Raw genomic sequence first — 18,788 nt, forward strand, 5'->3', positions numbered from 1 at the left:
CCATCTTCTACGCAACCTGCCGTAACTACGGAATTCTGCGCTCCATTGGAAAAAATGCGCGTGTCGCCTTTCAACTTACATCTGCTGGGGCACTAATCTCTCGACCAGGTGACAATCTGTCACTCGGTCGCCTTCTGACCGTGACTGGGTGTTTCGGCGATGGGGCCGGAACCTTCGGCCCAGGCTGTAATGAAGGCGACTACCCCCGCCGTCGTAAAAATGGAGTCTCCCCACGTGAGAAGGTTGGTCGCCACGCTGTCCGGGCTTGCCCTGGTACTGTCCGGTACCAGTTCCGTCGCCCGGACGTTGCCGAACTACGATGCACTCCAGGACGCGAAGCCCGCGGGCCGTGCCGCCGCGGGGTTCAAGCCGGTCAACAGCAGCCTCAAGGGGGCGCGGGTCGCCCACAAGGACTCGCTGACCGGTTCCCCGACGTTCATCTGGACGAACCCGACCGCGGAGCAGAAGAAGCTCAGCGCCGGGTACGCGAAGATGTCTCCCGCCAAGGCGGCGCTGGCGCAGCTTGCTGCCCACGCCCCGCTCTATGGCCTGGCTTCCTTTGAGGCCGCGGGCGCGAAGGTCACGAACGTCAGCACCAACACGCAGGGTGTGAAGGTCGTGACGCTGGCTCAGGAGTCCTCGGGTATCGAGGTCTTCCGTCAGTCGCTGAAGGTCCTGCTGAACAAGCACAACGAGGTGGTTGCCATCTCCGGCAGCCTCTCCAAGCACGCCGCCGCGCAGATGCCCAAGTCCAAGGCGCGCTTCACGCTGCCGGCGACCGAGGCCATCGCCGCCGCGTACAAGGACCTCACGGGCGCCGCGCTGGACCGCAGCCTGCTCACCCGCGTGAGCGACGCCAAGAAGGGCGACAAGTACTCGCACTTCACGCTGGCCAGCTACGCGCGTCCGCTCGAGGAGGGGTTTGTCATCCCCGCCCGCGCGAAGCAGGTCTACTTCCCGCTGCCTGGCAAGCTGGTCCCCGCGTACTACGTGGAGATCAACACGGGCCGCGCGGACAGCGTGAACTCCGACTACTTCGCGTACGTCATCTCCGCCGCCGACGGTCAGTTGCTGATGCGCAACGACCTGAAGGCGCACGCGGAGTTCAGCTACCGCGTGTTCTCGGACACGACGCCGCCGTACACGCCGCATGACGGTCCGATCGGCAGCGGCGGTACGCCGCACCCCACCGGCTTCCCGGACGGCTATCAGTCGCCGTACGTGCCGGCGAACCTGATCACGCTCGAGAGCCTCCCCTTCAGCCGGAACGATCCCTGGCTGCCGGACGGCGCGACGGAGACCACGGGTAACAACGTCGACGCGTACGCGGACCTCACCGCGCCGGACTACTACAACACCGGCGACCTCCGCGCTTCCGTCACGGCTCCGGGCGTGTTCGACCGGGCCATCGACTTCAACATCCAGCCGGACGCCAACGCGGAGCAGATCGCCGCGGCGACGACCAGCCTGTTCTTCCTGAACAACTGGCTCCACGACTGGTACTACGACGCCGGCTTCGACGAGGCCTCCGGCAACGCCCAGCAGGACAACTTCGGGCGTGGCGGCGTGGCGGGTGACCGTCTGCAGGCGCAGGCGCAGGACTACAGCGGCACCGACAACGCCAACATGCTCACGCCGGCGGACGGTGCGTCGCCGCGCATGCAGATGTACCTGTTCGCCGGCCCGCGCGACTCGCGCCTGACGGCGAACGCGCCCGCGGAGGTCGCGGGTGACTACGAGGGTGGCGTGTCCTCCACCTTCGGTCCGCAGACGTTCGACCTCACCGGTAACGTGGTGTCGGCGCAGGACGAGGCCAACACCGCGGGGCCGACCGACCGTGACGGCTGCACCGCGCTGACCAACGCGGCCGAGGTCGCTGGCAACATCGCCATCATCGACCGCGGTAGCTGCGACTTCACCGCCAAGGTGCAGAACGCTCAGAACGCGGGCGCCATCGGCGTCATCATCCACGACAACGTCGCGGGTCCGACGATCGATCTGGGCGGCACGTCCACCACCATCACCATCCCCACGCTTCGCGTGAACCTGGATGATGGCAACCTGCTCCGGGGCTCCATCGCGGGTCTCAACGTCACGATGTACCGGGGTCCGACCCGGTGGATCGACGGCACCATCGACAACGCCATCGTGGCGCACGAGTGGGGTCACTACATCAGCAACCGCCTCATCGGGAACGCGTCCGGTCTGGGGAACAACCAGGGCCGCTCGATGGGCGAGGGCTGGGGTGACTTCACCGCCCTGCTGATGATGGTTCGCGCCGAGGACATCAACGTCCCGTCCAACGCGAACTGGAACGGCGCCTACGCCGCCGCGGGCTACGCCACGCGCGCGGACGCGAACTCCGAGTTCTACGGCATCCGCCGTGGCACGTACTCCTCGGACCAGACCAAGAACGCGCTGTCGTTCCGTCACATCATGGACGGCGTGGCGCTGCCCACGGACGTGCCGTTCAACGGCAACACGGGTCTGCCGAACTCGCAGGTCCACAACTCCGGCGAGATCTGGGCCACGATGCTGTGGGAGTGCTACACGGCGCTGCTCCGCGCGCATCCGTTCCAGGAGGCGCAGGACCGGATGAAGAGCTACCTGGTCAACGGGTACAAGCTCACGCCGGCGAGCCCCACGTACCTGGAGGCGCGTGACGCCGTCATCGCGTCGGCCTACGCCAACGACCCGGCGGACGCCGAGCGGTTCTGGAATGCCTTCGCCAAGCGCGGCGCGGGCGTCGGTGCCCAGGCTCCGGACCGCTTCTCCACGAACCACGCCGGTGTGGTGGAGAGCTTCGTCGTGGGCTCGGCCATCCAGTTCGTGTCGGCCGAGTTCATCGACGACGTGGAAGGCGGCAACTGCGACTACGACGGCATCCTCGACAACGGCGAGACGGGCCGCATCGAGGTCACCGTGCGCAACGTGGGTGCCAGCACGGCGTCCGCCTCCAGCGCCACGCTGACGTCCGCCTTCGCGGGCGTCGCGTTTGGCAACGGTGGCGAGGCGAACTTCCCGGCCATCCCCGTGTTCAGCGAGGCCACCATCTCCATCCCGGTCACGCTCAGCGGCGCGACCGACCAGCAGGTGGTGACCATCGACGTCGCCGTGCGCGACGAGGGCCAGGCGACTCCGGGTGATGTCACCGGGAGCGTCGAGCTCACGACGCACTACGACGAGCGGCGTGCGACCTCCAACATCGAGGACGTGCAGACCAGCCCGGAAAGCCTGCCGTGGGTGACCGAGTACGACGAGGACCTGACCCCGGCCGTCTTCAGCGTGGTCACCTTCGAGGACGGCAACCGCACGTTCTACGCGGAGAACACCGCCTCGTTCGCCGACGTCCGTCTCATCACCCCGGAGCTGCACGTCAGCGCGACCGAGCCCTTCGTGCTCAACTTCATGCACGCGTGGGACTTCGAGGATGACTACGACGGCGCCACGGTCGAAATCTCCGACGACGGTGGCAACACCTGGGTGGACATCGGCGAGCCGATCCACAACTCGGTGCTCGAGGACTACGAGGGCAACGAGAACCCGCTGGCCGGCAAGCCCGCGCTGTCGAGCTACAACCCGGAGTTCCCGGGCATGCTGCCCGCGACCATCGACCTGGGCATGGCCTACGCTGGCAGGACGGTGCAGGTCCGCTTCCGCGTCGGTACGGACATGAGCTTCGGCTACACGGGCTGGCTGCTGGATGACCTCGCGTTCACCGGCATCACCAACACCCCGTTCACCACCATCGCGACGGAGGACGGCGTGTGCGGTCTCCCGAACGCGGCGCCCACCGCCAACGCCGGTGCGGACGCTGCGGTCCTGGTGGGCGATCAGGTGACCCTCTCCGGTTCGGCCACCGACCCGGAAGGTGACACGCTGACCTACGCCTGGACGCAGACGGCGGGCCCGTCGGTCACCCTGTCGGGTGCCGACACCCTGACGGCGTCGTTCACGGCGCCCGCGGTCTCCGCGGCCACCACGCTGGTGTTCCACCTGACCGTCTCTGATGGCACGAACTCGACCATTGACTCGGTGAACGTGAGGGTGACGCCGCCCAACCGCGCGCCCACCGTGAACGCGGGCCTCGACGGCACGGTCGAGGAGCGCGCTGAGCACACGCTGAGCGGCTCCGCCAGCGACGAGGACGGCGACGCCCTCACGTACCTGTGGACCCAGGTCTCCGGTACGCCGGTCGCGGTTCGTGGCTACACCACGCCGACGGCGACGTTCATCGCGCCCGAGGTCACGCTGGATGAGACGCTGGTCTTCCGTCTGACGGTCAGCGACGGCATCCTCAGCACGAACGACACGGTGTCCGTGACGGTCACCCACGTGAACCTCGCGCCCATCGTCTCCGACACGTCCATGAGCTTCGACGCGGGCACTGTCACCGTGACGGCCTCCGCGGTCGACCCGGACGGTGATGCGCTCAGCTACAGCTGGGAGCAGACGGGTGGTTCGACGGTCGCCATCAATGGCGCCGACACGTCCGCCATCTCCTTCGCCACGCCGCTGCCGGGCTCGTACGAGTTCACCGTGACGGCGACGGACGGCTCGGCCACTGCCACCAAGGCGGTGCCGGTGACCATCATCGATGGTTCTCTGCCGGTGAACGCGCCGCCGACGGTGAATGCGGGCCTCGATGCCACGGCGGAAGCCGGCGACATCGTGACGCTCAGCGGCTCCGCGAGCGACGCCGAGGGTGACACGCTGACGTACCACTGGGAGCAGATTGGTGGCACGCAGGTGACCCTGACGGGTGGCGACACCCTGACGCCTTCGTTCACCGCGCCCAGCACGGCCAACGGTGACACGCTGGGCTTCATCCTGACGGTCAACGATGGCACCTCGACCACCAGCGATGTCGTGCGCGTCGTCGTGGCGGCGGATCCGGTTGTCATCCCGGAGAACACCGCTCCGGACGCTGACGCGGGTGAGACGGCCACTGTCGACGCGGGCGCCACCGTGACGCTCAACGGCACGGCGACCGACGCCGACGGCGACACGCTCACCACCGTCTGGACGCAGATCGGCGGCCCGGACGTGGTGCTGTCCGACGCCAACGCCCTGACGCCGACGTTCACCGCGCCGGCCGCGGGTGAGCTGGCCTTCCTGCTCACGGTCTCCGACGGTATCGCGACGTCGACCGACGTGACGATCGTCCGCGTCACCGCCGCGCCCGAGGAGAACGTCGCGCCGGAGGCCTCCGCTCGCGCGGTGGTCTCTAGCAACCAGACGTCGGCCACGCTCGACGGCTCGGCTTCCAGCGACGCGAACGGCGATGCGCTGACGTACGCCTGGACGCAGGTCTCCGGTCCGACCGCGACCATCTCCGGCGCGGACCAGGCGGTTGCGGTCGTCAACCTGCCTGACACCAACGACCAGACGGCGTCGTTCTCGTTCCGCCTCACGGTGACGGACGAGGCCGGCCTCGAGAACAGCACCACCGTGCAGTTCTCCGTCCGCAACGGCGGTGGTGATGACGGTGGTGGCTGCTCCGCGACGGGCGCGGGCGCTCCGGTCGGCATGATCGGCCTGGCGCTGCTCGGCCTGCTGCGCCGCCGTCGTCAGAGCTGAGACGCGCGGGTCCTCCTCCTGCCTCCGGGCGGGAGGAGGCCTTTCGCGGGGCCCGGATGAAGTGAGTGTCCGGGCGTCGCGGAACGCCGACTGAAAAGGAAGTTCCTGGCGGCCGGCTCCCGGATTCAAGGGGCCGGCCGTCGCCTTTTTCAGGCGGGGCCAACTCGACCCGCTCACCAGTCGAAGTCCTACGGAGGGGTGCGACCCTTCCTGTGGGCGCGGCGTGCGGTAGCCTCTTCACTATGAAGAAGACCGCTGCCTCTCCCGGCGCCTCCGTGGGTCTCAGCCGCCGTGTGCTCCTGGGCGGAACCGCCGCCGCCACGGCGCTCGCCTCCCTGGAGGTCTCCGCCTCCGCGGCCCCGACGCCCGCGCGGCCCTTCGAGCTCGCCGAGGCCACCGTGGCGGACCTCCAGGCCGCGATGAAGACAGGGGCGCTCACCGCGCAAGGCCTCGCGGAGCGCTACCTCGCACGCATCGCCGACTGGGACGCGCGCGGGCGCCTACCGCTGCGCTCCGTCATCGAGCTGAACCCGGACGCGCTCGCCACGGCCGCCGCGCTCGACCAGGAGCGCCGCGAGAAGGGCCCCCGGGGCCCGCTGCACGGCATCCCGGTGCTGCTCAAGGACAACATCGCCACCGCGGACCGGATGCAGACGACGGCGGGCTCCCTGGCGTTGGTGGGCGCGCGGCCGCCTCGGGACGCGTTCATCGTGGAGCGCCTGCGGGCCGCGGGCGCGGTCATCCTGGGCAAGACGAACTTGAGCGAGTGGGCCAACTTCCGCTCCACGCGCTCGGCCAGCGGCTGGAGCGCGCGGGGTGGCCAGACGCGCAACCCGTATGCGCTCGACCGGACGCCCTCGGGCTCCAGCTCGGGCTCGGGCTCGGCCACGGCCGCCAACTTCTGCGCCGTGTCCGTGGGCACGGAGACGGATGGCTCCATCGTGTCGCCTTCAGCGGCCAGCGCGTTGGTGGGGCTCAAGCCGACAGTGGGACTGGTGAGCCGCGCCGGCATCATCCCCATCTCCCACAGCCAGGACACCGCCGGCCCCATGACGCGCACCGTGGCGGATGCCGCGGCGCTGCTCAGCGTGCTCGTGGGCGTGGACCCGGCGGACGCGGCGACGGCGGCGAGCCGGGGCAAGGCCCACGCGGACTACACCCGGTTCCTCGACGTGGACGGGCTGAAGGGCGCCCGCATCGGCGTGCCCCGGGAGCGCTTCTTCGGCTACCACCCGGCCACCGACGCGCTCGTGGAGGAGGCCCTGGCGTTGATGAAGTCCCGCGGCGCCATCCTCGTGGACCCGGCGCCGATTCCCACGGCGGCACAGCTCGACGCCCCCGAGCTGGACGTTCTGCTCTACGAGTTCAAGGCGGGGCTGGAGGCCTACCTCGCGACGCTGGAGGAGGGGACGGCCCCGCGCACGCTCGCGGAGCTCATCCGCTACAACGAAGCACACGCGTCGTCGGAGCTGCCGTACTTCGGCCAGGAAATCTTCCACATGGCGCAGGCCAAGGGGCCCCTGACGGACAAGGCCTACCTCAAGGCCCTCCAGGCCTGCCGCCGTCTGTCGCGTGCGCAGGGGCTGGAGGCGGTGATGAAGAAGCACAGGCTGGATGCGCTGGTCGCGCCGACGCAGGCGCCCGTGGGGCTCATCGACCCCATCAACGGCGACCACTGGCTGGGCAGCAGCTCCACGCCCGCGGCCGTGTCGGGCTACGCCTCCATCACCGTGCCCGCGGGGTTCGTGTATGGCCTGCCCGTGGGACTGTCCTTCATCGGCGGGGCCTGGAGCGAGCCCCTCCTGCTGAAGCTGGCCTATGCCTACGAGCAGGCGTCGAAGCACCGCCGCCCGCCCACCTTCGCGGAGACGGCGGACCTGCGGGTGCCGGCGGGCGCGGGGGGCCCGCCCGCCAGGCCCTGACTCAGGGCTCCGGCGAGGTCGCCCAGGGCGTGGTGGCCTGGAGCACGGCTTCCTGGAGCGCCTCCGTGCGCAGGTGCGCGATGTGCTGGTACTCCGGGTCCGCCACCATCTGCAGGAAGGCCGCGCGGCTGGGATAGCGGACCAGGAGCACCGCGTCCCACGTCTGCCCGGGCTCGGCCACCAGCGCCGTGGAGCCGTCTCCCGCGTAGAGGGGCTGGGCGCCCACCTTCTGGATGAAGGGCATCACCGCGCTCGCGTAGGCCTCATAGGACGCGCGTCCGCCTTCCTTGAAGCGCACCAGGTTCAGGATGACCACGGGGCCTCCTGGATCCTCCTGCATGAAGCGTTCAACGTCGGTGCGCTGGGGATCGACGGCCACGATGCCTCCTCGGTTCGGGATGAAAGTTATTCCAATGTGCCAACGGAGCCGCCACCGGGCTGCTCACGCTGGTGGTCGAGATATGCGGCGAAGCCTGCCTTGGATTGGATGCGGAAGGCGGGGATTCTGGCGAGCGCCTCGGGCGGGAAGGCGTATTGCTCACACACGAGGCTGGCGCGGCTCGCGCCCTCCTGGCTTCCGGTGAAGGGCCGCACCTCGTGCTGGAGGTCGCCGCGGAAGTGTACCAGCAGGCCCTCGCGGGGGCGGATTTCACCCACGGGGGTGTCGTGGTGGAGCAGGCGCAGCTCGCCGCCCCGGGCGCGCTCGGGGACCTGGAGGTAGAGCACGCTCACGTGCCGGGGCGTCGCATCGGGGACGCCGCTGGGCTCCTGGAGTGTCGCGTCGATGTGTCGCCCCACGCCGCGCCCCGCCTCGAGGAGCAGGAGGTTGAGATAGAACGCATTGGGGACGGGCCGCTCCCACCGCGAGCCCCAGAGCCGCTCGTGCCAGGGCAACAGTCCCTTCGCGCTGGCCGGGTCCAGCACGCGGGCCAGGTACCGCGCCAGGAACGGGAAGCGGGCCTCCAATGTGGCACGGCCCTCGTGCGTGAAGATGAATGCAAACCCGCGGCTGGCCTGGAACGTCCCCATCAACGGACTGCGGGCCACGAAACGCGAGCCGAGCAGGGCGGTCCGCAGGTCATGAAGCGCGGTGCGGGGCAAGGCCTCTCGGCGGGTGATGTAAGCGCGCACGCGGGGACTCGGACTTCAGGGTGAATAAGAGAACCGTAGCAGTTTTACAGCCTACCTTATAGGTTGCAGCCTTGCCGATGCTTCTCAACTCCTTGGAGACGGACACATGAGCCAGCAACCTCGAGCCTCTCACGCGCCTCCGCCCGCCGCTCTGCAGATGACGCAAATGGTCTATGGCTTCTGGGTTTCCCGAAGCCTTCAAATCATGGCGGAACTCGAGCTCGCGGATACCATCGGTGATACGCCCAAGACGGTGGAGGAGCTCGCCGAGGCCAGCGGGACGCATGCGCCCACGCTGCGCCGGTTGCTGCGGCTGCTCAGCGGCCTGGGCGTGCTCGTGAAGGATGAGTCCACGCAGCGCTGGGCCCTCACGGAGCTGGGCGGAATGCTTCGCAAGGACAACCCCGGCTCCGTGTATGGCTCGCTCCGGGCGCATGGCCACATCCTGTCGTGGCAGGCGTGGGGAGACCTGGCCACCGCCTTGAAGACGGGCAAGCCCACGGTCGAGAAGTTCATGGGCGACTCGTTCTTCAACTACATGACGACACATCCCGACGTCGCCGCCATCTTCAATGGCAGCATGGCCGCGTACCAGACGCTGAACGCGCCCGCGGTGGTGAACGGGTATGACTTCTCCTCCGCGCGCAGCATCGTCGACGTGGGCGGTGGCACGGGCATGTTGCTGACGCACATCCTCAAGGCCAACCCCGGCGTCCGCGGCACTGTCTTCGAAATGCCTCACGTCGCAGTGGAGGCCCGCGAGCGGATCGCCGAGCAGGGGCTGACGCCGCGGTGTGACGTTGTCGCCGGTGACTTCTTCCAGCGCATCGTCCCCGAAGGCCAGGACGTCTACATCCTGTCGCAGATCCTCCATGACTGGGATGACGAGCAGAGCCTGGGCATCCTCAAGTGCATCCGCGCGGCGATGCGCCCCGACTCGCGGCTGCTCATCGTGGAGACGGTGCTGCCCGGCGACAACGTGCAGCACTTCGGCAACCTCTACGATTTGGCCATGCTCGTGCTCGTGGGCGGCCGGGAGCGCACGGGCCCGGAGTACACGGCGCTCTTGGAGAAGGCGGGCCTGAGACTGTCCAACGTCTTCCCGACGACGATGCCGCCCAGCGTCGTCGAAGCCGTGGTGGCCTGAGCCTCCGCCGGTCGCCGTGAGGCGGGGGCTCCGCTTCCGCCCGCCTCCAGCGCCGCCCGGACGTGTCGAGCATGGCCAGGGGGGAAGTCCGCCCACCCCAGGTGAGCCGTCCTCCCGTGGTGCGCAGGGTGGGCCGCGCGGCAACGCAGGTGCCGCCCGGCCGCCCGCTCAGGGGTGGGGCAGAAAAGCGCAAGGTACGTTTTCGACTGGAATGACCTTCGTTTAGAGTGGGGCGCAAGCCGTATGAGCGCCTTCCTCGACACCATTCTGGCCTTCCCGACCGCCCTCTTCACCATCGTCCTCGGCGTGGTGATGACGTACTGGCTGTTCGTCATCGCGGGCGCGGTCGGCATCGACCTGTTCGATGGGGACGTCACGCTGGAGTCGGGCGGCAAGGCGCTGAGCGGGGCCATCGAGGGCGGTGGCAAGGCATTGGGCGGCGCGAAGGCGCTGGGTGCCCATGATGCGGATTTCGACGTCGACGGTGGCGGAGTCCTGGCGGCCATGGGCTTCGCGGGCATCCCCATCACCGTGTCCGTGAGCTTCGTGGCGTTCATTGCCTGGTTCCTGTCGGTGATGAGCGCGCAGCCACTGCACGCGGCGCTGGGCGGGGTGGTGCCGTCGTGGCTGCTGAGCAGCGGCCTGGGGCTGGGGTGCTTCGCGGCGGGAATGGTGACGGCGGGCTTCGCGGTCCGGCCCTTGCGGCCGGTGTTCGTGACCAAACGCGCCCCGGGGCGCGACGCGCTGATGGGGCGGGTGTGCACCATCTCCAGCGGCAGCGTGACGGCCAGGACGGGCCACGCGACCTTCGAGGACGGCGGGGCGGGCGTCATCCTCAACGTCGTCTGCGCGAAGCCCAATGAGCTCAAGCGAGGCCAGCCGGCGCTGATCCTCGCGTACGACGCGGAACGGCGCGTCTACGAAGTGGAGCCGGTCGACTGGTTGCTGCCGGAGGAGCAGGAACAGCTCCAGGACCCGGCCCGCGCCGCGGCCTTGGCTCGCGTGAAGGCACGAGGCTGAGTTTTACCGGTCGCGCCGAGGGGGCGACCGTCAGATTCGACGCCGGAGGGCTTTTGCGGGGGACCTCCGGCGCCTGATACAAGGCCCGCTGTCATCATCAATCAGGAAATGGCCATGGACCCCATTACCGCGGTCGCTGCCGGCATCGGTGGCATCATCCTCCTCGGAGGCATCCTCCTCACCATCGTCCGGCTCTATCGGCAGGTGGACCAGGGCAAGGTGCTCATCGTCAACACGCTGAAGAACGAGCCGGTCGTCACCTTCACCGGCGCGGTGGTGTTCCCCATCATCAACCGGGCCGAGGTGATGGACATCTCCTTGAAGACGGTGGAGATCGACCGCCGCGGCAAGGAAGGCCTCATCTGCCGGGACAACATCCGGGGTGACATCAAGGTCACCTTCTTCGTCCGCGTGAACAAGACGCGCGAGGACGTGCTGAAGGTGGCGCAGACCATTGGCTGCGCGCGCGCCTCCGACCAGGAGACGCTGGAGAACCTCTTCGAGGCCAAGTTCTCCGAGGCCCTCAAGACGGTGGGCAAGAGCTTCGACTTCGAGGAGCTCTACACCAAGCGCGAGGAGATCAAGGACCAGGTCGTCAACGTCATCGGCCGTGACCTCAGCGGGTACATGCTGGAGGACTGCGCCATCGACTTCCTGGAGCAGACCCCGGTCGAGATGCTGGACAAGGACAACATCCTCGACGCGCAGGGCATCCGGAAGATCACCGAGCTGACGACGAAGCAGAACGTCTTCACCAACGAGCTGCGCCAGGACGAGCGCATGGCCGTCACCAAGCGCAACGTGGAGGCGGATGAGGCCATCTTCGCCCTCGAGCGTCAGCGTGAAGAGGCCGCCGCGAAGCAGAAGCGCGAAATCGACAGCATCCAGGCCCGCGAGACGGCCGAGGCCGAGCGCGTGAAGCAGGAGGAGTACGCCAAGGCCCAGCTGGCGCGCATCAAGGCCGAGGAAGAAATCAACATCAACGAGCAGAACAAGTCGCGGCAGATCGAGGTCGCGCAGAAGAACCGCGAGCGCGTGGTGGCCGTGGAGACCGAGCGCGTGGAGAAGGACCGCGCCCTGGAAGCCATCAACCGCGAGCGTGAGACGGAGCTGCAGCGCATCGCCAAGGAGAAGGCGCTCGAGGTCGAGAAGAAGCTCATCGCCGACGTGGTGCGCGCCCGCATCGTCGTGGACAAGACGGTGGCGGAGGAGGAGGAGCGCATCAAGGACCTGCGCGTGAAGGCCGAGGCCACCCGCCGCAAGGACGCGCTGCTCATCACCGCCGAGGCGCAGGCGCAGGAGAAGCTGGTCAAGGACATCAAGGCCGCCGAGGCCTCCAACGAGGTGGCCAAGTTCACCGCCAAGGAGAAGCTGACGCTGGCCGAGGCCGAGCTGGAGGCCGCGGACAAGACGGCGAAGGCGAAGGTCCGTCTGGCCGAGGGCGTCCAGGCCGAGGCCGCCGCCCAGGGGCTGGCCGAGGTCCGCGTGAAGGAGGCCGACGCGCAGGCGCAGGAGAAGCTCGGCATGGTCAACGTCCGCGTGAAGGAAGCCGAGGCGGGCGCCATCGAGAAGCAGGGCCACGCTCAGGCGAACGTCGTCCGCGAGAAGCTGCTGGCGGAGGCGGCGGGTGAGCAGGAGAAGGGTCTGGCCAACGCGCGCGTCCTGGAGGCGGAAGCCGGCGCCATCCAGAAGCGCGGCGAGGCGGAGGCCATTGCCACGCGCGAGAAGCAGCTGGCCGAGGCCGCTGCCATCCAGGAGAAGCTGCTGGCCGAGGCCCGCGGCCTGGCCGAGAAGGCCGCGTCCATGAAGCTGATGGACGGCGTCGGCCGCGAGCACGAGGAGTTCCGCCTCAAGCTCAACAAGGAGCGCGACGTGGAGCTGGAGTCCATCCGCGCGAAGAAGGACATCGCGCACGCGCAGGCCGAGGTGCTGTCCAAGGCGTTCGCCAACGCGAAGTTCAACATCGTCGGCGGCGACGGCCAGTTCTTCGAGCGCTTCGTCAAGGCGGTGTCGTTCGGCACCGCGGTGGACGGTGCGCTGGACCACGGCGAGGCGCTGAAGACGGCGCTGGGCGGCTACCTCAACGGCGAGAAGGACCTGCCGGCCGACCTGAAGGAGATCCTCTCCAAGCCGGGCCTGAGCAACGACGCGCAGAACCTGGCCGTGGCCGCGCTGCTGCACAAGATGGCGGCCAGCCCCGTCGCCGCGACCTCCGCCGGCCTCAAGGCGCTGGTGGAAGACGTGGCGCGGCCGGGCACGGTCGACAAGCAGGGCTGACAGTCCCAATGGGCCACCGCCGTGAACAGGCGGCGGTGGCACGGCCGTAAGACGACCCTCACTCCGGCCTCCCCTCCGGGGTGGCGCCCCTCCGCTCGGGAGGGTGCGGGGGTGGGGGTCTTCGCTTTTCCGGTGAACATTCATGGCAACTGACGGTGGCAAGGGCGCGGCGCCCGCGGGCGAAGCGGCGCTGGAAGGCGGCAGCTACGAGGTCATCCGTTCGCGGCTTCTGTCGCAGGCGGACGCGCTGGGCGCGAAGGCGACGGACCTCAACGGGCGGCGCAAGGCGCTCTTCGGTGGGACGGAGCTGGCCGTCATCGGCAACGAGCGGGTGCGCACCGAGCACAACTGCGTCCCGTGCGACATCGCCAGCGTCGGCAAGTACCTGCTCTTCGGCTACAACGTCTTCATCGGCCTGAAGCGGGAGACGTCGGTGTCCGACGTGTTCTCCCTGCACAAGTTCGAGAAGACGGCCGACGGGTACGATTTCTCCACCGTGCCTGACTCCGAGGCCGGCGGGTTCCTGGCGGACCCGCGCTTCGTGAAGGACTTCGGCGAGCTCTACAAGTACTACAAGGACGCGAAGCTCCTCCAGATTCGCAAGCTGGACTCGCGCCTGCTGGCCATCTTCCAGACGGGCCAGTCGCTGCGCGACATCAAGGTCTTCCGCTTCAGCCTGGACGTGGAGGGCCGCGCCACCTACCTGGATAACCAGGGCGAGCGCGACCACGTCTTCCCGCCGTCGCACGACTTCGAGTGGACGGTGGCCACGCGCGACAACTACGTCACCGGCCAGCACCCGCACGTCAACGTGCTGGACCAGGTGTTCGTGGAGACGGTGAAGGGCGACCTCACCATCAAGGTGGAGGACAACACCTCCACCGGCATGGGCATCTACAACGAGCCCGTGGATGACCCGGACCAGTCGCTGGACGACGCCGAGTTCGCCTGGGCCAAGGTGGGCACGCTCATCCTGCTGCGCGTGCTGCCGTTCCGGGAGAAGGCGCACCGCTACCTCGTCTTCAACGCGCGCACGCAGCACGTGGTGCGCATCGACGCCATTGGTCAGGCGTGCGTGCGGCTGCCGGAGGACCAGGGCATCGTCTTCCCGGGCGGCTATTACCTCCAGACGGGAGACTTCAAGGTCTTCGACGGCGCCGCGGCGTCGGAGGGCATGGAGTTCAAGCGCGCCATCCGCTCGCCCAACGGCGAGGACGTGCTCTACATCTTCCACCGGCGGACGGACGGCTGCTACGTCCTCTTCCCGTACAACCTGGTGCGCAAGGAGGTGCAGAACCCCCTGGTCGCGCACGGCATGAGCCTGTTCGCCGACGGGCAGCTCGTCATCTTCCGCTCCACGTCGGACGAGCCCACGCGCGTCCACCCGATGCAGGTGTGGCAGACCCCGTTCGTGTCCGCGGAGCACGCCGCGGCGGCGCCGCCGGCCCCGGGCTACCTGGGCAAGGTGGGCAACGCGGAGCTGGTGCGCGGCATCTCCGACGCGCTGACGCTCCAGCGCGTCGCGAAGTCGGAGAAGCCCACCCGGCGCACGTATGAGGACCTGGTGTCCTCGGCCACCCGCGCGCTGGATGCGTACTACTGGCTGGGCCATGAGGAGACGGGCCTCCAGGAGCCGGTGGAGACCCTGCGGCGCACCTCCGAGCTCATCATCGATGAGTTCGAGAAGGTGGTCGCGATGCGGAAGCGCGCCACCGAGGCGCTGTCGGCCGCGGAGGTCGAGCAGCAGACGCTGCTCGTGCGTGTCCAGCCGGAGAACCTCACGAACGCGGAAGCCTTCATGCAGGCGCTGGCGGACCTGCGCAAGCAGCGCGGGCACCTGATTACGCTGAAGGACATCCGCTACATGGACCTGGGACGCGTGGACGTCCTGGAGACCGCGGTGGTGGAGGCGTCCGACCGGGTCAGCACGGCCTGCGTGGAGTTCCTCCAGACAGGCGAGGCGCTGGCGCCGCTGGCCGAACGGCTGGATGTGCTGCTGGCGCAGCTGGAGCCGGTGCAGACGTCCGTGGAGCTGGCGCCCCTGGGCGAGGACGTGGACCGGACGGCTCATGGCCTGGAGGTCTTGGGCGAGGTCGTCGGCGGGCTCCAGGTGGGGGACCCGCTGGCCCGCGCTCGCATCCTGGAGGGCATCTCCGAGCTGTTCAGCCGCCTCAACCGCGTGCGCGCCAGCCTCGCGGCCAAGCGCAAGGAGCTGTCCGGCCGGGAGAAGCGCGCGGAGTTCGGCGCGCAGTTCAAGCTGCTGGGGCAGAGCATTGAAAGCGCGCTGTCGCAGGCGGACAGCCCGGAGCGCTGCGACGAGGCGATGTCCCGCCTCACCGTGCAGTTGGAGGAGCTGGAGGGCCGCTTCGGCGAGTTCGACGAGTTCCTGGAGCAGATCACCCAGAAGCGCGAGGAGCTGCTGGAGGCCTTCGGCGCGCGCAAGCAGTCGCTGTTGGACGAACGGCAGCGCCGCGCGCAGAGCCTCTTCGGCGCCGCGGAGCGCATCCTCCAGGGCGTGCAGCGCCGGGCCAGGTCCTTCAAGACGGACGACGAGCTCAACGGCTACTACGCCTCCGACGCGATGATCCTCAAGCTGCGCCAGCTGGCCGACCAGCTGATGGAGCTTCAGGACAGCGTCCGCGCGGACGAGGTGCTGTCGCGCGTGAAGTCCGCCAGGCAGGACGCCCTGCGCGCCTTGCGGGACAGGCAGGATCTGTTCGCGGACGGCGACAACGTCATCAAGCTGGGGACGCACCGCTTCAACGTCAACACGCAGCCGCTGGACCTGACGCTGCTGCCGCGCGACGGCGAGCTGTACCTCCAGCTCACCGGCACGGACTACGCGCAGAAGGTGGAGGACGCGGAGCTGCTGAAGTACCGCGAGCTCTGGGATCAGCACCTGGTCTCCGAGTCGCCGGGCGTGTACCGCTCCGAGTACCTCGCGGGCTGCCTGCTGGCGGACGCGGAGGACGGGAAGCGCGGCCAGTCGCTGGACGCGCTACACGAGGCGCTCATCAGCGGCACGCTGCTGGAGAAGGTGCGCGCGTACGCGGCCGACCGCTTCGACGAGGGCTACGAGCGCGGCGTCCATGACGCGGACGCGGTCTCCATCCTGGAGAAGCTGCTGGGGCTGCACCAGGGGGCTGGATTGCTGCGCTTCGCGCCGGCGCCGCGCGCCTGGGCGGCGCTGTACTGGGCCTTCGACGCGGACGAGGCGGCCCGCGCCCTGTTCCAGCGGCGCGCGCGCAGCCTGGCGCGGCTGCGCACCACCTTCGCGTCCGGCGGCAGCCTGGCCGAGGTGGGCGAGGCCCTGGGTGAGCGCATCGCCGCGTTCCTCACCGCGAACGGCCTGGCGCACTCGCCGGCCGAGCCGCGGCAGGCGGGCCGTTACCTCGTCGAGGAGCTGGGCGCGGAGCACCCGCGCTTCACCACCAGCGGCGAGGCGGTGGCGCTGCGGGACGCGTTCCTCCATGAGCTCGATCGGCACGGGACGCGGTCCTCGTTCGAGGACGACCTGCGCGGCCTGGAGAAGGACCTGGGCGCCCGGCTGGAGCTCGCCCGGGTGTGGCTGGACGGCTACCTCGCGCAGCGCGAGGGCGGTCCGGGTGACTCCGTCCACGTGGCGCTGGAGACGGCGGTGCTGCTGCTCACCGGCGCCAAGCTGGACCGTGAGACGGCGGGCGCGCTGACGGCCACCGAGGTCTCCGCGCTGCTGGGCAACCATTCGCGCATCCAGGACCGGAAGCTGCCGCTGCGCCTGGACGAGTTCCTGGCGCGCCTGGGCGAGTTCCGGCAGGTGCGCGTGCCCCAGTACCAGGCCTACCGCGCGCTGCTCAGGGACTTGCTGGAGCGCGAGCGCCGCAAGCTGCGCCTGGAGGAGCTGACGCCGAAGGTGCTGTCGTCCTTCGTGCGCAACCGGCTCATCGACGAGGTGTACCTGCCGCTCATCGGCGCCAACCTGGCGAAGCAGCTGGGCGCGGCGGGCGAGGGCAAGCGCACGGACCGCATGGGCATGCTGCTGCTCATGTCGCCGCCGGGCTACGGCAAGACGACGCTGATGGAGTACGTCGCCAGCCGCCTGGGGCTCACCTTCGTGAAGGTGAACGGCCCGGCGCTGGGGCACTCCGTGAAGTCGCTGGATCCGGCCGAGGCGCCCAACGCCACGTCCCGGCAGGAGGTGGAGCGCATCAACCTGTCCTTCGAGATGGGCAACAACGTGATGCTCTACCTCGACGACATCCAGCACACGGACCCGGAGCTGCTCCAGAAGTTCATCTCCCTGTGCGACGGCCAGCGCCGCGTGGAGGGCGTGTGGAACGGCCGGACGCGCACCTACGACTTGCGCGGCAAGAAGTTCTGCGTGGTCATGGCCGGCAACCCGTACACGGAGACGGGTGAGCGCTTTCGTATCCCGGACATGCTCGCCAACCGCGCGGACACCTACAACCTGGGTGACATCCTCGACGGCAAGGAGCACCTGTTCGCGCTCAGCTACATCGAGAACGCGCTCACGTCGAACACGGTGACTGCGCCGCTGGCCACGCGCGATCCGGCGGACACGCACCGCCTCATTCGCATGGCGCAGGGCGAGGAGGTCCAGACGGGCGAGCTGAAGCACGGCTACGCGGCGGCGGAGCTCCAGGAAATCGTCGCGGTGTTCCAGCGCATGTTCCGGGCCCAGTCGGTGCTGCTGAAGGTGAACCTGCAGTACATCGCCTCGGCGGCGCAGGACGAGCGCTTCCGCGCCGAGCCCGCGTTCAAGTTGCAGGGCAGCTACCGCAACATGAACAAGCTGACGGAGAAGATTGTCTCCGCGATGACCGACGACGAGCTCGAGCGGCTCATCGACGACCACTACCAGGGCGAGTCCCAGACGCTGACGACGGCGGCGGAGCAGAACCTGCTCAAGCTGGCGGAGATGCGCGGGCGCCTGACGCCGGAGAAGGCGAAGCGCTGGGAGGACATCAAGCAGGGCTTCGCGCGCGTCAAGCGCATGGGCGGCAAGGAAGACGACCCGGTGGCCCGCGTCACCGGCCAGCTCAGCGGCATCGAGGAGCAGCTGGGCGCGGTGCGGGACGCGGTGGTGCAGGCGGCCAACCACGTCTCCGCCAGCCAGGCCCGCGACGCGCAGCCGGGGCCGGTGGTGGAGGTGCTGCCTCGCCTGGAGTCCCTGCGAGAGGCCGTGCTGGAGGTGGCGAAGGTGGGCCGCGAGTCCGTGAGCGTCGCGAAGGCCGTGCCCGCACCCCTGGCCCCCGTGGCCGCGGGGCCGGACCTGACGCCGTACCTCAAGCACATGGCGCACCTGCTCAAGGCGCTGACGGAGCGGGTGGCGGCGCAAGCCGAGCGGCCCGCGGAGCCGCCGGAGTCCGCGCCCACCGTGCGCATGGCGGCGCCGGTGCCCGCGCCCGACTTCGGCCCGTACATGGAGCAGCTCTCCCGCGCCATCACCGCGCTGGCGGAGCGGCCCGTGAATGTGTCCGCCAACGTGCCCGCGGAAGCCCTGCAGCGCACCGCGCTCAGCGGGCCGTCACCCGCCGAGCTCAGCCGTCAAATCGAGCTGGTGGAGGGCGTGCTGCTGCCGCTGGAGCGCGCCTCGCGCCGCGCCATCCAGGGCGAGGGCGAGGGCGTCATGAAGTCGCTCCAGGTCTGGCAGAACGTCACCGAGGCCCTGGAGTTGCTGCGCTCCATGCTGCGGCGCTGAGGCGCGCGCG

Annotated in this window: 8 protein-coding genes; 6 read left to right on the plus strand and 2 right to left on the minus strand. The window is 69.1% G+C overall.

Annotation, left to right across the window (positions count from 1 at the left end):
* Positions 1-219 precede the first annotated feature (219 nt).
* A complete protein-coding gene (locus HV824_RS05110; RefSeq protein WP_176422796.1) occupies positions 220-5,580 on the plus strand; it encodes a myxosortase-dependent M36 family metallopeptidase in 5,361 nt (1,786 codons plus the stop codon).
* A gap of 242 nt (positions 5,581-5,822) precedes the next feature.
* Positions 5,823-7,502 carry an amidase gene (locus tag HV824_RS05115; protein WP_176422797.1) on the plus strand — a complete coding sequence of 560 codons (1,680 nt, stop codon included), beginning with the start codon at positions 5,823-5,825 and terminating at the stop codon, positions 7,500-7,502.
* 1 nt (position 7,503) lies between these two features.
* Here HV824_RS05115 and HV824_RS05120 read toward each other — a convergent pair whose 3' ends face one another.
* Both HV824_RS05120 and HV824_RS05125 read right to left on the minus strand, forming a co-directional pair.
* Positions 7,504-7,881 carry a DUF1330 domain-containing protein gene (locus HV824_RS05120; RefSeq protein ID WP_176420926.1) on the minus strand — a complete coding sequence of 126 codons (378 nt, stop codon included), beginning with the start codon at positions 7,879-7,881 and terminating at the stop codon, positions 7,504-7,506.
* Positions 7,882-7,907: 26 nt separating this feature from the next.
* On the minus strand, positions 7,908-8,633 hold the full coding sequence (locus HV824_RS05125) for a 2OG-Fe(II) oxygenase (protein ID WP_176420925.1): 726 nt from the start codon (positions 8,631-8,633) through the stop codon (positions 7,908-7,910).
* 166 nt (positions 8,634-8,799) lie between these two features.
* On the opposite strand from HV824_RS05125, the gene HV824_RS05130 reads away from it, so the two are divergent.
* The 4 genes from HV824_RS05130 (at position 8,800) to HV824_RS05145 (ending at position 18,778) form a co-directional block, all read left to right on the plus strand.
* On the plus strand, positions 8,800-9,780 hold the full coding sequence (locus tag HV824_RS05130) for a methyltransferase (RefSeq protein ID WP_176420938.1): 981 nt from the start codon (positions 8,800-8,802) through the stop codon (positions 9,778-9,780).
* Positions 9,781-10,023: 243 nt separating this feature from the next.
* On the plus strand, positions 10,024-10,800 hold the full coding sequence (locus HV824_RS05135; protein ID WP_176422798.1) for a hypothetical protein: 777 nt from the start codon (positions 10,024-10,026) through the stop codon (positions 10,798-10,800).
* A gap of 114 nt (positions 10,801-10,914) precedes the next feature.
* A complete protein-coding gene (locus HV824_RS05140; RefSeq protein WP_176417592.1) occupies positions 10,915-13,077 on the plus strand; it encodes a hypothetical protein in 2,163 nt (720 codons plus the stop codon).
* A gap of 142 nt (positions 13,078-13,219) precedes the next feature.
* Positions 13,220-18,778 carry a DNA repair ATPase gene (locus tag HV824_RS05145; RefSeq protein WP_176422799.1) on the plus strand — a complete coding sequence of 1,853 codons (5,559 nt, stop codon included), beginning with the start codon at positions 13,220-13,222 and terminating at the stop codon, positions 18,776-18,778.
* The last annotated feature ends 10 nt before the right edge of the window (positions 18,779-18,788 follow it).

This window comes from Myxococcus sp. AM009 (assembly GCF_013372605.1).
Classification (GTDB): Bacteria; Myxococcota; Myxococcia; order Myxococcales; family Myxococcaceae; genus Myxococcus; species Myxococcus vastator.

Bases quoted from the DNA above. Each gene is read 5' to 3' on its own strand.
- HV824_RS05145 (WP_176422799.1), top strand. From the start codon at position 13,220: ATGGCAACTGACGGTGGCAAGGGCGCGGCGCCCGCGGGCGAAGCGGCG.
- HV824_RS05135 (WP_176422798.1), top strand. From the start codon at position 10,024: ATGAGCGCCTTCCTCGACACCATTCTGGCCTTCCCGACCGCCCTCTTC.
- HV824_RS05130 (WP_176420938.1), top strand. From the start codon at position 8,800: ATGGTCTATGGCTTCTGGGTTTCCCGAAGCCTTCAAATCATGGCGGAA.
- HV824_RS05140 (WP_176417592.1), top strand. From the start codon at position 10,915: ATGGACCCCATTACCGCGGTCGCTGCCGGCATCGGTGGCATCATCCTC.
- HV824_RS05110 (WP_176422796.1), top strand. From the start codon at position 220: ATGGAGTCTCCCCACGTGAGAAGGTTGGTCGCCACGCTGTCCGGGCTT.
- HV824_RS05115 (WP_176422797.1), top strand. From the start codon at position 5,823: ATGAAGAAGACCGCTGCCTCTCCCGGCGCCTCCGTGGGTCTCAGCCGC.